Below are 14,423 nucleotides of genomic sequence, written 5' to 3'. Positions count from 1 at the left end.
CACCAAGCGAACCGACTAGCCAACGATGGGGCCAAAATTCATGCCGACCCCGGGGCCAAGTCACTTGACGAGACGCAGAAGTGAGTATCGAGAGCTCGCAGCTCGCTTAGACGCCGTCCTGGAAAGGACTCCGCGATATCTCCGACGCAGCGGGCGTAACGATTCCAGCCCTCATTCAAGTCAAACGTCGTCCGTCGGCACCGCCAGCGAACCACATCACTCGCCTGTCGCCGAGGTCAAGGGTGCAGCACCAGATAACACGAAATCCGAGCAAAGTTCGGCCTGCGAATGGGTGCGAACTGTGCCTTGTTCGTAATGTCCACCGAGCCGACCCATCAGGTAGCCTGGCGCTGCGGGGGACATGGAGCGAAACGGAAATCCCGAGAGCGAAAGGGTCGCTTCCTCCTAGAGAATGTTCTATCGGGTGAGTGGGGAGTGCTTCCACCGATGAATGAGCTGGAAAAACTGGCTAGCGACATACGCGGGTTCGCGAGCGAAGTGCGAAAGCTTGGGTACGCGTCGAAGTCCGGCAGCGAGAATGAGCACCTCGAGTTATCGGATCGGATGACTCGACTCGCCGATGCCGCGTGTAGGCGCAGTTACCAATAGAGACCCGGCGTCTGACTCACATTGCCGCGAGGCCCAACTGGCCGCATTGCTCTGACGACGACCACAACTTGTTCGGCGTCGCCGAATTAACCGGTGACGCCGCGCGAGTGCGTCAACGACCTGTCGTCGGCGGGGCCGTCGGAGGCGGACTCGTAGGCGGCGGCGGGCAACCCCACTCCGGCGGGCACTCCGCGGGCCCAGGATTGACGGGAAGCATATCGCCGGGTAGCCGGTCGGGGCTCCAACGCGGTTTGGGGCCCTGCGCTGGTGGCGGGTCTTGGCAATTGACGACTACTGCCGGGTCGCATCCTTTAGGTCCCGCGCTCGCAACCGCCTCATATCCGCCGCCAAGGACTGCGGCCGCCGCAGCGAGTACTGCAACCCAGCGGGCAGCCACCACGATGAGCGCTATCCGACGCTTCGATGTCGATGTGTTGATCATTTGCTTTCCAATCGCCGTTTCCGCCGACCTAGCGGTGAATGTGCGGCCAAGTTCAGCGCGATGACGTGCGCTCGAGCCGTCTCGCTAGCCGGCTGTTCCCGGTTGGACCGGGACCGTTGCAATGACGGATACCGGTGGCGGGGGCGTCGCCACGATTGGCCCCACCACCGGGGGCACCAACTTCGAGGAGTCAAGCTTCGGCGGTGTCCCCGTACCCCCGGGGTCTCCTTGCGCCGCGGGATCCGTGCCCAAGTACTCGCCGTTGAGGTAAACGTCACACCACTTTTTGCCGGAAATGTCCTTATAGTAACACTTGGTCTCCCTGTCGCCCGACGACAGATTCCTCGTTGTATACGTTCCGTTCGCCGCTTTGCATTCACTACCGATCGTCGATTCCGGAAGCGCATAAGCAGCCGGGACGGTCAGGGTAATGGCACCGATCCACATGGCAGCTACGAATGCGCTTCGACGTCCGATCCGCCGTAAACCTGTCGGAATGGTCGTTGATCCGATCATCGAGGGCTTCCTCTCTATCAGTGAGGAAATGGTCGTCTATCAGTGAGGAAATGGTCGTCAACGAGCCGTGCTGCTGTAATGGCTCAGGAGCCAGAATTCCGCCCCGGAGAGGGAAGCCGTTGCTGTCCACTTGGTAAGGATGCGGACCCCTTGGCCAGCGCACCCAACACACGAACGTACGGATCAGCTAACCGAAAATCGACACTGGAGGTGAGAGCGACGTCCAGCGACGTTTTGCGACAACAGATTTGGGGTGTGACGCATCGCGACACCAAGCGCCGAGGCGGGTCCTATACCAAAGCGACAATGAACGCCAGCAAAGCAATGGCCAGGACGATGAGCCCGACCAGTACGCAAAAGCGCCGGATGCCCTCGCAGGTGCAAAGGCAACCAGGGAATTCGCGCGCAATTTGAAACCATCGTCTTGACCTGATTGGCCGATGCTCAGAACCGTGCCTTGCCGACGACGTCGTCCGCCGGGACTGTGCCCGTCGATGGGTCACCGGTACACAAGATGCCCAGCTCCAAGTCAGCGGGAAGGCTGGCACAGTGTGCGCGGGAGTCCTCTCCATATGTGCGGTTGTCATTCATCACCCACAGCCGGTCCCGCGGCACGGTGACGGGTCCGAATTCGGGACCCAGACATGGGTCGACGGAGGGGTCAGCGCCAAGCGTCTTCGTGTCCAGGTACGGCTCCGCAACCGGTTCGCCGTTCAACGTGAGACCGGTGTCCGACCGGCATGCGATCGTCTGCCCGCCGGTGGCAGCGAGCCGCGTGACCAGCTCATTCGCGTCTCGAGGAACGAGACCGACGACCGAGAGCACATTCTGCAGCCACCGCACCGCGGTGTTGCGCGACCGGATTGACTCGTAGCCGGCGTTCCAGCCCGGTGGGGCCTTGATCACGACTACGTCGCCAGGTTGTGGCATACCGAGGCGGTACGCCCGGTATGCGAGTTTGTTGACGATGATCCGCTCGCCCTTATCCAGCGTCGGCGCCATCGCCGCGGACGGGACAACGTACGGCTGAACGACAAACGTGGAACCCACGGCGTATACGACAGCGAGAAGGAGCACCAAGCTGGCCACCGAGGCCACGACTCTGCGCAACACTACTTTTCGCCGTTTTGGCGGCTTCGGCGCCGCGGCGGGAGTCGCGGGAGCACCCGCACGATGAGCATCCGGCCCGGTGATCTTCGGTTTCCGCTCTAGTCCCGCACGTCCAAGCGGCGGTACGACCGCGGCGTCACACTCGGTGCAGGACTTCGACGACGGCGAAAGCTCAACGCCGCAGGAGGCGCACGTCAGCGCCGCTTCCGCCACTGCGTCGTCACCGTCACGCATGTCGTTATGGTGTCACCGCAGGTCAGCAACTATGCAGGTATCGTCATGCGACACGCTCGATGTATCCCAGTTGATACCGTGCTGTGCCATTTCCGCCTCACGCGTGTTCCCTCACGTCAGCGCCGACTCCGGCGTGACGTGAAAACCTCCGGCCGTCGTATGAGAACAACTACGCTTTGCGAAGACCGACCGGTCACGACACGAGGTGGGACATGATTCGCCAACTGCTCGCCACTGCCGCTATCGCCGGCGCCGCCTTCGGCGCGGCACCGTTCGCCGCTGCGGACGACAACGACTATCCCGACACCCCCGGCCGGTATGCCTCCGACGTACCCGGCATGAACTACGACGCCCACCTCACCGGGCCGTGCTTCAACCTCGAGCGGTTCACCTTCGGACGCGGCCCCGGCGGCGAAGTGTTGCAGTGCCGCTGGATCGAGAACCAATGGCCGCCGATCCCCACCAATCAGGGGTTCTGGCAGGCCTCCTACGAACTCTTCGGCGTTCAGGACGTCGGCGCCCCGTGCCCCAAGCCTCAATCCGCCGCCCAATCCCCCGACGGTCGTCCGATGTTGTGCCTCGGCGCCCGAGGATGGCAGCCGGGCTTCTTCACGCGCGAGGGCTTCTTCCCGAGATAAGCCGTCAGGCGCGCAACGTCTCGCTCGGCGGGGTTCCGTAGGTGCGTTTGTAGACACCGCTGAAGCGGCCCGCGTGGGTGAAACCCCACCGCCCCGCGATCGCCATCACGGTGTCGCTGCGCGGGTCCGCTATTTGCAGTTCGCGATGCGCTCGGTCGAGTCGCACGCGGCGCAGATACTCGAGCGGCGTCGTGCCGAGGTGCCGACGGAACGCGTACTGGACCGAACGCGGGGTCACATTGACGGCAGTGGCAATATCTCTGAGTGTTATTTCCCTGTGGGCGTTCTCGTTGATGAACGTGATCGCGCGCCGCAGCAGTGCGGACTGAACGCGAGCCGGGTCCACATGGTTACGCATAGCAATTCGGGGATACCCGGACGCCGATAACCGAAACGGCTGACGACGCGTTTCACATCCACGGCATGATTTGCTGATGAACGATCGCATCGAGGTCCAGCGCACCATCGCCGCACCGGCGTCCGACGTCTTCGCCGTCCTGACGGACCCCCAGGGCCACGTCGCCATCGACGCCACCGGGATGCTGCAGGACGCGGAGGGCGAACCGGTTCGCGCGGCCGGCGACAGCTTCGTCGTCCACATGGATCGCGAAGCTCTCAACGGCTTCCCCATGGGCAGGTACGACGTCACCGTCTCCATCCGCGATTTCGAGCGGGACAGCCTGATCTCGTGGACGGTCCTCGGCCGAATCCGGCCGCAGGTCGGCCACGTCTCGGGCTATCGCCTGGAGACCGCCGCCGACGGAACGCTGGTGACGTCGTTTTACGACTGGTCCGATATCGACCCGCACTGGCGCGAGGCGGGCATCTCCCCGTCGTCTCCGAAAGCGCGTTGCGCGCGACGCTGGGCATTCTCGACCGCACGGTCAGGCGCGGCTACCCGCGATCGTCAACCCAAGGTTGACGCATCCCATTCGTCAACCTACGGTTGACGGCATGACGCAGCCCGCCAAGATCACCAACCCGGTCCGGCTCGACGATCTCATCGACGTCATCAAGACCGTGCACTCCGAACCTCTCGACCAACTCACCGACGCCGTACTGGCGGCCGAGTCCCTCGGCGAGATCGCCGACCACCTGATCGGCCATTTCGTCGACCAGGCCCGCCGCTCCGGCGCGTCGTGGACCGACATCGGCAAGTGCATGGGCGTCACCAAACAGGCCGCGCAGAAACGATTCGTCCCCAAGACACCCACCGACGCCGTCCTCGACCCAAACGCAGGATTCGGCAGGTTCACTCCCCGCGCCCGCAACGTCGTCGTCGAGTCTCAGAATCTCGCCCACTCGGCTGGCAACGCCGAGATCGGATCCAATCACCTTCTGCTGGCACTGTTCAAAGACCCGAACGGACTGGCCGCCAAGCTACTCGCCGCCCAAGGCGTCGACTCCGACGCCGTGACGAAGATGGTGTCACTTCCGGCGCGGGCCGAAGGCGACCTTCCCGCCCTGATTCCCTTCACCAGCGGCGCGAAGAAGGTTCTCGAACTGACCTTCCGACAAGCACTTCGCCTGGGACACAACTACGTCGGTACCGAACACATCTTCTTGGCGTTATGGGAGGCCGAGGACGACGACGGCCCTCTGCACCGCATCGGCGTCGACAAGGACCGATTCGAAGCCGAACTGCTCGATGCGTTGCAGGCCTTCACCAAGGAGTGATCTCACAGCGGCCGGCCCGGGGACGTCTTCATGATGTGAGGGTGCGACCGTTCGAAGACGTAGTGGCCGAGCACGGTCCGACCGTGCTGCGCGTCTGCCGCGCCGTCGTCGGTCCCGTCGACGCCGAGGACGCCTGGTCCGAGACGTTTCTGTCGGCACTTCGCGCCTACCCGCAGTTGCCTGCCGACGCCAACGTCGAGGCCTGGCTCGTCACCATCGCCCACCGTCGCGCGCTCGACGTCGGCCGGGCTCGGTCGCGAAGACCCACACCCACCGACGACTTGCCCGATCGCGCCGCGCCGCGGGCGGATCCGGCGTCGCACGACCCCGACCTGTGGGACGCGCTCGCCCGCCTGCCCGCCAAGCAGCGCCAGGCCGTCGCCTACCACCACGTCGCCGGCCTACCGTTCGCCGAGATCGCCGACCTGCTCGGCAACTCTGCCGACGCCGCCCGCCGCGCCGCGGCCGACGGCATCAAGACACTTCGCAGGATCTACCGTGAGGACCAATGCCGATGACCACCAACATCTTCGACGAGCTGACCCCCGATGATGAGACGCTCGACCGGTTGCACCGACGGCTGGAACGCGCCGCCGACCACGACGGAGTCCTCGACGTCGCCTACCGCACGATCGACAGCCCCGTCGGCCCACTACTGTTGGCCGCCACCACGGTCGGACTGGTCCGCGTCGCCTTCGATGTCGAAGACCACGACACAGTGCTCACCCGCCTGGCGCAGACGGTGAGCCCTCGCATCCTGCGCGCACCGGCCCGTCTCGACACCGTCGCGTACCAACTCGACGAGTACTTCGCCAAGCGCCGCACCACATTCGAGGTACCGGTCGACCTTCGGCTCGCAGCGGGCTTTCGCCGCAGCGTGATCGAGCATCTCCGCGACATCGGCTACGGCCGACGCGAAAGCTACGCGGCCGTCGCCGCCGCCGTCGGCAACCCCCGCGCCGTACGCGCGGTGGGAAGCGCGTGCGCCCACAACCCGCTGCCGGTGGTGATCCCGTGCCACCGTGTCGTGCGCTCGGACGGATCACCCGGTCAATACGTCGGCGGCCCAAACGCGAAGTCGGCGCTGCTGAGCCTCGAGGCGGCCTGAGGGAATGAATCGGCGCGCCGGGCGGTAGAACCTCGCATGAAACTCAACGACGCCGCCCGCGCCCTCATCGGGCAGGGTGCAGACGCCACGCTGGTCACCCTCAATCCCGACGGCAGCCCGCAGGTGACGTTGGTGTGGGTGGCGCTGAAGTCGACGCCCGAGGGCGACGAACTCGTCACCGCTCACCTCGCCGAGCATCAGAAGGTCCGCAACGTCCGCCGCGACCCCCGCGTCGCGGTGACGATCCTGTCGTCGCAAGGTGTCGGGCAGGCGATGCGGCCGTACCTGGCGATCAACGGCACCGCCCGCGTCGTCGAGGGCGGTGCGCCCGAACTGCTGAAGGAACTCGCCCAAACGCTGTCCAGCCCGGATTCGGGGTTCCCGCCCCAGGACGCTCCGCCCGGGTACCTGACCCGGATCCGTATCGACAAGGTCGGCGGCGTCGGGCCGTGGACGTCCTGACCGGGAAGCGTCTGTAACACGTTTCAGTGTGTGCGATCATTCGGTGATGCGTCGCTGGTTCGTGCTGCTCGTGGTCGCCATGGCGACCGCCGCCGGGATAGTCGCTGCACCCGCCTCGGCGGTGACCGCTCCGATCGGCAGGCTGGGCGACACCCTGCAGGTGAAGTTCAAGGGCCTGGTCGCCGACATCACCGTGCACAGCGTCGACCCGTCGCCGATACCGCCCGGCTTCGGCTACCCCCCGCGCCCCCCGCGTCAGCAGGTCTGGCGAGCCTGGGTGACGGTGCATTCGATTCAGGTGCCGACGCCGTATGCGCAGTCGATCACCTACAGCTTCCGCGGTGTCACGCCGACGGGCGACAGCTACGAACCCCGCAACACCGACGCCCCGGACGCGCTGCAACCGCAGCTGAACAACGCGCCCGCCGGTTCGACGGTCAGCGGTGCGGTGTTCTGGGACTGCTACCGCGACTTGGTGTCCAACGTGGTGCTGCTCGACAAGGTCACCGGCGAGCACCTGGCTCAGTGGAACGTGTAGTCGCCGTTGGGCATTGACGTCACGGCGGCCGTCGAAGCCGACCTGCCCGAACTCGCCGACGTCGCCGCCCGCACCTTTCCGCTCGCCTGTCCCCCGGCAGCCACACCCGACAACGTCGAAGCGTTCATCGAGGAGAACCTGTCGCAGTCCCGCTTCCGCGACTACCTCGTCGACCCCGACCGGGCGGTGTTCGTCGCGCGTGCCGGCAGCGCAATCACCGGCTACGCCATGCTGATTCGCGGTGTCCCCGACGACCCCGACGTCCAGCGTGCCATCGGATCCCGCGCCGCCGTCGAGGTGTCGAAGATCTACGTGCTGCCCGACCACCACGGCGCCGGTGTCGCCACTGCCCTGATGACCGCGGCGGTGCAGGAGGCCACCGATCTGGGCGCCGCAGCGGTGTGGCTCGGCGTCAACCAGCAGAATCAACGCGCGCAACGGTTCTACGCCAAGCACGGTTTCGTCGTCAGCGGCACCAAGACGTTCCGATTGGGTGCGGCCATCGAGCACGACTACGTGATGGTGCTCGATCTTCTTCCGCGAACAGACGCCAAACTGACGCAATTGGCCAAAAAGTAGACAGGTTCACGTCTACTCGCGCGAAGAAGGCGAGCCCATTTCGGTGCCTTCCCTCGACAGCGCCAGCAGTCGCGACGTCGCGCGCAGATACTTCTTGCGAAATCCACCCGCCAGCATCTCTTCGCTGAAGAGGGTGTCCAGTTTGGCTCCCGACGCCACCACCGGGATTCCCGCGTCGTACAGGCGGTCGGTCAACGACACCAGGCGCAGGGCCACGTTCTGGTCGTCGACCGTGTGCACGCCGGTGAGGAACACCGCGCCGATCCCTTCGATCAGAGTCAGGTAGCGCGACGGGTGCATGGTGGCCAGATGCGCGCACAGCGCGTCGAAGTCGTCGAGGGTCGCATCCGCCGACCGCTCCGCGCGCTCACGGACCTCGGTGTCGCTCAACGGTTCGGGCGCGGGCGGGAGATCGCGATGGCGATAGTCCGGTCCGTCGATGCGCACCGTCTCGAAAATGGCTGCCAGCGTGTTGATCTCACGCAGAAAGTCTTGCGCCGCGAATCGCCCCTCCCCCAGTTGCTCGGGCAGCGTGTTCGACGTCGCAGCCACCGACACCCCGCGCTCGACGAGTTGCGAAAGCAGCCGCGAGATCAACGTCGTATTGCCGGGGTCGTCGAGTTCGAATTCGTCGATGCACACCACCACGTAATCGGCCAGCAGTTCGATGCACTCGACAAACCCGAAAACGCTTGCCAATTGGGTCAACTCGCCGAAGGTGGCGAACGCCTTCGGTTCCGGCAGACGGTAGTACGACGACGCCAACAGGTGGGTCTTGCCGACACCGAAACCCCCGTCGAGGTACAAGCCGACCCCGGGCAGCACTTCCCGGCGACCGAACAGCTTCTTCTTGCCAGCCCGACGCTGCTCGGCCTGATCGCAGAACCGGGCGCAGGACTGCATGGCCGCGGCCTGTGACGGCTCGGCGGGGTCGGGGATGTAGCTGTCGAAGCTGACGTCGGAGAACGTGGGTGGCGGCACGAGTTGGGCGATCAGCCGGTCCGGTGTGACGTCGGGGTGCCGGTCGACCAGATGTTGCACCGCTCCGGACCCGTCCATGCAGGCACCTTATCGACGTGCTGCAATCGTCTTCATGCCCGATACCGCCGCTGCGGCGCAGTTCACAGTGCTCGGGCCTGACGGCGCCCCGATCGACGGCGCCGACGGAAGGCTCGCCGACTTCTACGCCTACCCCGCCGACCTGCGAAGGTGCTGGGTGCGCGGCAACATGATCGCCACCGTCGACGGCGGAGCGACCGCCGGCGGTAAGACCGCGGCGCTGGGAGGCACCGGCGATCGCAGAGTCTTCGAGCAGATGCGCTACGCCGCCGATGTGATCCTCGTCGGCGCCGCCACCGTGCGCACCGAGAACTACTCCGGCGCGCAGGTGCCCGTCCCGCAGCGCGGCGAGCGGCAGGCGCGCGGCCAGGCCGAGGTGCCGCCGATCGCCGTCGTCACCCGGTCGGGCAATCTCGACCCGGAGGCCCGCTTCTTCACCCGCACCGAGGTGCCGCCGCTGGTCTTGACGAGCTCCGCGGCCTGCGACGGCACCCGCCGACGTCTCGGCGCGCTCGCCGAGGTGATCGATGCCTCCGGCTCCCGGCCCGACGAGGTCGATGCGGCGACCGCGCTCGACGCGTTGGCCGAACGCAAGTTGTTCCGGGTGCTCACCGAGGGCGGTCCGCTGATCCTGAGCCTGCTCATCGAGAGCGATCTGCTCGACGAGTTGTGCCTGACGATCGCGCCGTTCCTGGTCGGCGGCAAGGCGCCACGGATCGCGACCGGCCCCGGCGAGGTACTGACGCGGATGCGCCCGGCGCATGTGCTGACCGACGACGACGGCTATCTGTACACGCGCTACGTGCGGCTCGGCTGAGCCGCGGATCAGTACTGTGGTCGGCATGCATCGGCGTGGTCAGCTGGTTCGGCTCCTCAGCCTGGCATCCGTCGTCGCGTTCGTCGCGGCGTGTTCGCCGGGCCTCGCCGCCAATCCGCGCTTCGCCACCGACTCCGGCGCGGGGCCCCAGGGCGAGCCGGAAACGACCAAGCCGGCCGAGGGTCCACCGGCCGTCGAGGCGCCGAAGAACGACCTGGCCTGGCGGGAATGCACGTCGCGGGTGTTCGGCGACGCCGCCGTGCCCGCCGCACCGGGTGTGACGCTGGACTGCGCCACCTACGACGCCGACCTCGACCCGATCAACGGTGCGTCGGGCTCGGTCAGCATCGGCGTGGTGCGGGCGCGCGGTCCGCAAACCCCCGAGGACGCCGGCCCGCTGGTGATGACGACGGGCACGGATCTGCCGTCGTCCATCCAGTTGCCGGTGTGGCTGTCGCGGGCAGGCACCGATGTGCTCAACACCCATCCGATCGTCGCCGTCGACCGCCGCGGAATGGGCATGTCGGGTGCACTGGACTGCCGCGACCTGTTCGACCGCCAGGAGATGCTCGACCAGGCGCAGTTCCAGTCCGGCGACGACCCGGTGGCCAACCTGGGCGCCATCGTCCAGACCGCGACGACGAGCTGCACCGACACCATCGCCCCCGGCGACTCCGCCTACGACAACTCGCACGCCGCCGAGGACATCGAGCGGCTGCGAAGCACCTGGGACGTGCCCGCGCTGGCGCTGCTGGGTGTCGGGAACGGAGCGCAGATCGCGCTCGCGTACGCCGGATCGCACCCCAACAAGGTCGCGCGCCTGGTGCTCGATTCGCCGCTGCCACTGGGCATCGCCGCCGAAGCCGCGATGGAGCAGCGCGTCAAAGGCGAGCAGGCCGCGCTGAACGCCTGGGCCGCACAGTGCGCCGCGACCAACTGCGTGCTGGGCCCCGATCCCAAGGCGGCGGTCGACGCGCTGTTCTCGGCCGCCCGCCAGGGCCGAGGTCCCAACGGCGCCGCTGTCGCCACGGTGGCCAATGCGATCGCCACCGCACTGGCCTATCCGCGCGGCGACCGGGTCGAGTCGGTCAATGCGCTGGCCGCCGCCATCGCGGCCGCGCAATCGGGAGATCCGGCTCCGTTCACCGACCTGATCGCCCGCGCCGAGACGCTGCGCGACACCGACGGTCAGTTCGTCAACAGCTGCAGCGATTCGCTGAACCGGCCCACTCCGGACCGGGTGCGCGAGCTGGTCGTGGCCTGGGACAAGCTCTATCCGCAATTCGGCACGGTCGGTGCGCTGAACCTGGTCAATTGCCTGAACTGGCCGAGCGGGTCAACGCCCGAGGAGCCGAAGAACCTGAAGATCCCCGTGCTGCTGCTCGGCACGCAGAACGACCCGATCGTGGGCAACGAAGGCGTCGCCGCGGTCGCGGCGACGGCGATCAACGCCGGCTCGGCCAACAGGCGAGTCATGTGGCAGGGCATCGGACACGGCGCCTCGATCTACTCACCGTGCACACTGCCTCCGGTCCTGGGCTACCTCGACAGCGGCAACCTGCCGGACACCGACACGTTCTGCCCTGCCTGACGCCTCACGCGTTCGGCGGTCGGGTACCGTGCGGTCGTGCGCGATCTTGTGACCGCCCCATTCCGGCCCCGGACCTCCCCGCCCAACGTGGCGTCGGTGTTGAGGCTGATCCTGTGGCCGCTGGCGATCCTGTTCATCATCCACCGCAGCTACGTCCTGGCCACCAACGGCTACATCACCGACGATTACGGGCCCGTGTACCGGGCGGTCGTCAATTTCAAGATGGGCTGGGACATCTACAACGAGCACTTCGACCACGTCGATCCGCACTACCTCTATCCGCCCGGCGGCACGTTGTTGATGGCGCCGTTCGGCTATCTGCCCGTTGACGCATCGCGCTACTGGTTCATCACGTTCAACACGATCGCGATCGTGTTGGCCGCCTACTTCCTGGTGCGGCTGTTCGGTTTCGGCTTCCGTTCGGTCGCGCTGCCCGCGCTGCTGGCCGCGATGTTCTGCACCGAAAGCGTGATCAACACACTGGTTTTCGGCAACATCAACGGATGCATCCTGCTGGCCGAGGTGTTGTTCTTCCGCTGGCTGCTGGACGGCAAGCGCAACCACGAATGGTTGGCGGGCGCGGCGATCGGATTGACCCTGGTGGTCAAACCGCTTCTGGCGCCGCTGTTGTTGCTGCCGCTGCTGAACCGGCAATGGCGAGCGTTGGCGACCGCCGTCGCGGTACCACTGGCCTTCAACGTCGCGGCATGGCCGTTGATCAGTGACCCGATGAGCTTCTTCACCCGCACAGTGCCCTACATCCTCACCACCCGCGACTACTTCAACAGCTCGATCGCCGGCAACGGCGTCTACTACGGCCTGCCGACCTGGCTGATCCTGTTGTTGCGCATCGCCTTTGCCATCATCGCGGTGATCTCGCTGTGGCTGCTGTACAAGTACTACCGCACCCGTGACCCGCTGTTCTGGATGACGACGTCGTCCGGCGTGCTGCTGATCACCTCGTTCCTGGTGTTGTCGCTGGGGCAGGGCTACTACTCGATGATGTTGTTCCCATTCCTGATGACGGTGGTGCTGCCGAACTCGGTGCTGCGGAACTGGCCTGCGTGGCTGGCGATCTACGGGTTCATGAGCGCCGACCGCTGGCTGCTCGGGCACTGGCCGACGACGGGTCGGTTCCTCGAGTACATGAAGTTCACCTACGGGTGGGCCCTGATGCTGGTCGTGGTGTTCTCGGTGCTGTACTTCCGCTATCTGGACGCCAAGGCAGAAGGCCGCCTCGACGACGGAATCGACCCGGCATGGCTGAACAAGTCGCGATCAGATCCGGGTGCCTCGACCGAGCCGGCGCGGCCCGTTGCACCGCCGATCAGCTGACGCGGATAACGGCTCCGACAGTATTTGCCAACGCAAGCTTATGGCGGGCAGCACCCCGCTATAAGCAGTGCTGACGCGCCTCGCATCTCGTACGATTGATTCGCTCACGGGGGTGGTCTACAGGGGAGGCGCGCATGCCGAGAATCCCGGTAGACCCGCAGTCCATCACGGCGGAATGGTTGAGCGAGGTTCTCGACGCTGACGTGCGGGTCTGCAAGCTCGAGCAGTTCGGGATCGGCTATGGGCTTCTCGGCCGCCTCTATCGGGCCCATCTTGATGGCGACCCGGACCTACCGCCCTCTGTCGTGGTCAAGCTGCCGACGCTGGACACGACCGCGCGGACCCACCTGTGCGAAGACCTTGAGTTCTACCGACGAGAAGTCCGGTTCTACCAGGAAATCGGCCTGTCCAATCCGCTGCCACCCGCCCGGCCGTATTTCGCGGCCATCGACGAGGACACCCACGATTTCGTCCTGGTGCTCGAGGATCTGGGTCGGCTCCGCAACGTCGACCAACTCGTCGGCTGCTCGCTCGCCGACTCTGAAACCGTCATCGACGCCATCGCCCGCCACCACGCCTACTGGTGGGAGAACGATCGCCTCGCGTCGCTGCCATGGCTGAAGGTATACACCGATCCGCCCTTCCCCCAGGTGATCGCGGACAACTACCACGCCGCCTGGCCTAAGTGCGTCGAGCGCGTGGGCTCTGAACTGACTCCGAAGGTCCGTGACTACGGCGAGCGCTTCGCGACGTTGATGCCGTGGTTCCTCGAGGAGGTCTCTCGTCGGCCCCAGACCTTCCTGCACGGGGATCTGCGGTTGGATCAGATGTTTTTCGCCGTGGACGCAGGGGATCCGCCGCTGACGGTGCTGGACTGGCAAGTCACGAATAGAGGTCGAGGCGCCTTCGACGTCGGCTACTTCATCAGCCAGAGCCTGACCCCCGACACCCGTCGTGGTTGTGAGGACGATTTGCTCAGCCGCTATCGGAAGCGTCTCGCCGAGCACGGAATCGACTACCCCACAGAACAATTGCGGCACGATTACCGAATCGCCATTGCCTGGTGCTTCCTCTACCCCGTCATCGCCGAGGGCCGGATCGAGGTCGTCAACGATCGCAGCGCACGGTTGGCCCGCACGATGTTTCATCGCGCGGTCGCGGCGGTGGAAGACCACGACGTGTTTACCTTGAGCCCGGACTGACCATGGCCGAAGACCGCCGCACCTGCGCCTCCTGCGGGACGGCGAACGAAGAGGACGCACGCTTCTGCGAGGGCTGCGGCGGCTCACTCGCACGCGTCTGTGCGACGTGCGGCCTGGAAGCCCGAGCGACCGCTCGGTTCTGCCGCGGCTGCGGCGCGCCGCTCGACGAACTGGCTGCCCCCGCAACCGAAGTGCCGATCGCGGGTCCGGCACGCAAAACCGTCACCGTGATGTTCGCCGATCTGGCGGGGTCGACCACCTTCGAGGAAAGGGTCGACGCCGAGACCGCACGCGAGGTGATCGGCCACTACCACGAGCTGCTGCGGTCGACCGCGCAGCGACACCGTGCGGGCGTCACCAAGTACATCGGCGACCTGGGCGGCCAGGTCGACGAACCGGTCCTGCAATTCGACCGCGGCGTCGACGGCGCGCAGCGCGTCCTCGGGGCCGATCTCGGGGACACCCCAGACGGCCATGAAGCCGTCGCCGATGTACTTGGTGACGCC

The 14,423-nt window shown here is 66.0% G+C and carries 15 protein-coding genes and 1 pseudogene; 13 read left to right on the top strand and 3 right to left on the bottom strand.

Annotated features, from left to right (window positions below):
* Positions 1-2,011: 2,011 nt before the first annotated feature.
* Entirely contained in the window at positions 2,012-2,761 is a 750-nt protein-coding gene (gene lepB / locus A5698_RS16495) for a signal peptidase I (protein ID WP_502688936.1), read from the bottom strand.
* Positions 2,762-3,123: 362 nt separating this feature from the next.
* Here lepB and A5698_RS16490 point away from each other — a divergent pair, with 362 nt between their 5' ends.
* Positions 3,124-3,549 carry a hypothetical protein gene (locus tag A5698_RS16490; protein ID WP_068299012.1) on the top strand — a complete coding sequence of 142 codons (426 nt, stop codon included), beginning with the start codon at positions 3,124-3,126 and terminating at the stop codon, positions 3,547-3,549.
* A 4-nt stretch (positions 3,550-3,553) separates the two neighbouring features.
* On the opposite strand, the gene A5698_RS16485 is transcribed toward A5698_RS16490, so the two are convergent.
* On the bottom strand, positions 3,554-3,907 hold the full coding sequence (locus A5698_RS16485; RefSeq protein WP_067298879.1) for a helix-turn-helix transcriptional regulator: 354 nt from the start codon (positions 3,905-3,907) through the stop codon (positions 3,554-3,556).
* Between the two features lie 76 nt (positions 3,908-3,983).
* Here A5698_RS16485 and A5698_RS16480 point away from each other — a divergent pair.
* The 7 genes and pseudogenes from A5698_RS16480 (at position 3,984) to A5698_RS16450 (ending at position 7,913) form a co-directional block, all read left to right on the top strand.
* A pseudogene (locus A5698_RS16480) lies at positions 3,984-4,471 on the top strand (SRPBCC family protein).
* A 32-nt stretch (positions 4,472-4,503) separates the two neighbouring features.
* Complete coding sequence (locus tag A5698_RS16475) at positions 4,504-5,226, top strand: Clp protease N-terminal domain-containing protein (protein WP_068299010.1); 723 nt, start codon at positions 4,504-4,506, stop codon at positions 5,224-5,226.
* A gap of 41 nt (positions 5,227-5,267) precedes the next feature.
* On the top strand, positions 5,268-5,744 hold the full coding sequence (locus A5698_RS16470) for an RNA polymerase sigma factor (protein ID WP_068299007.1): 477 nt from the start codon (positions 5,268-5,270) through the stop codon (positions 5,742-5,744).
* Positions 5,741-6,334: a methylated-DNA--[protein]-cysteine S-methyltransferase gene (locus A5698_RS16465; RefSeq protein ID WP_068299020.1), complete on the top strand. Its 594-nt coding sequence runs from the start codon at positions 5,741-5,743 to the stop codon at positions 6,332-6,334. Before A5698_RS16470 ends, A5698_RS16465 begins: the two co-directional genes overlap by 4 nt.
* Before the next feature lie 36 nt (positions 6,335-6,370).
* The gene (locus A5698_RS16460; RefSeq protein ID WP_068299001.1) at positions 6,371-6,796 is read left to right on the top strand and encodes a PPOX class F420-dependent oxidoreductase; all 426 of its coding nucleotides are present in this window, start codon (positions 6,371-6,373) and stop codon (positions 6,794-6,796) included.
* Between the two features lie 46 nt (positions 6,797-6,842).
* A complete protein-coding gene (locus A5698_RS16455; protein ID WP_068299000.1) occupies positions 6,843-7,334 on the top strand; it encodes a hypothetical protein in 492 nt (163 codons plus the stop codon).
* 6 nt (positions 7,335-7,340) lie between these two features.
* A complete protein-coding gene (locus A5698_RS16450) occupies positions 7,341-7,913 on the top strand; it encodes a GNAT family N-acetyltransferase (protein ID WP_068298999.1) in 573 nt (190 codons plus the stop codon).
* A gap of 12 nt (positions 7,914-7,925) precedes the next feature.
* On the opposite strand, the gene zapE is transcribed toward A5698_RS16450, so the two are convergent.
* On the bottom strand, positions 7,926-8,972 hold the full coding sequence (gene zapE / locus A5698_RS16445; protein ID WP_068298997.1) for a cell division protein ZapE: 1,047 nt from the start codon (positions 8,970-8,972) through the stop codon (positions 7,926-7,928).
* Positions 8,973-9,006: 34 nt separating this feature from the next.
* On the opposite strand from zapE, the gene A5698_RS16440 reads away from it, so the two are divergent.
* The 5 genes from A5698_RS16440 to A5698_RS16420 form a co-directional block, all read left to right on the top strand.
* Complete coding sequence (locus tag A5698_RS16440) at positions 9,007-9,789, top strand: pyrimidine reductase family protein (RefSeq protein ID WP_068298995.1); 783 nt, start codon at positions 9,007-9,009, stop codon at positions 9,787-9,789.
* A gap of 25 nt (positions 9,790-9,814) precedes the next feature.
* Positions 9,815-11,380 (top strand): alpha/beta fold hydrolase, encoded by a 1,566-nt coding sequence (locus A5698_RS16435; protein WP_068299017.1) that lies wholly within the window; start codon positions 9,815-9,817, stop codon positions 11,378-11,380.
* A 36-nt stretch (positions 11,381-11,416) separates the two neighbouring features.
* The gene (gene aftC, locus A5698_RS16430; protein ID WP_197506802.1) at positions 11,417-12,715 is read left to right on the top strand and encodes an arabinofuranan 3-O-arabinosyltransferase; all 1,299 of its coding nucleotides are present in this window, start codon (positions 11,417-11,419) and stop codon (positions 12,713-12,715) included.
* A 134-nt stretch (positions 12,716-12,849) separates the two neighbouring features.
* On the top strand, positions 12,850-13,917 hold the full coding sequence (locus A5698_RS16425; protein ID WP_068298987.1) for an oxidoreductase family protein: 1,068 nt from the start codon (positions 12,850-12,852) through the stop codon (positions 13,915-13,917).
* A gap of 2 nt (positions 13,918-13,919) precedes the next feature.
* A partial coding sequence (locus A5698_RS16420; protein WP_197506801.1) for a double zinc ribbon domain-containing protein occupies positions 13,920-14,423 on the top strand: 504 nt, incomplete at its 3' end.

Origin of the sequence: Mycobacterium sp. E136, assembly GCF_001666865.1 — a bacterium.
Lineage (GTDB): Bacteria > Actinomycetota > Actinomycetes > Mycobacteriales > Mycobacteriaceae > Mycobacterium.
Note: the sequence above shows the minus strand (reverse complement) of the source record. Positions and strands in the feature narration are given on the sequence as shown.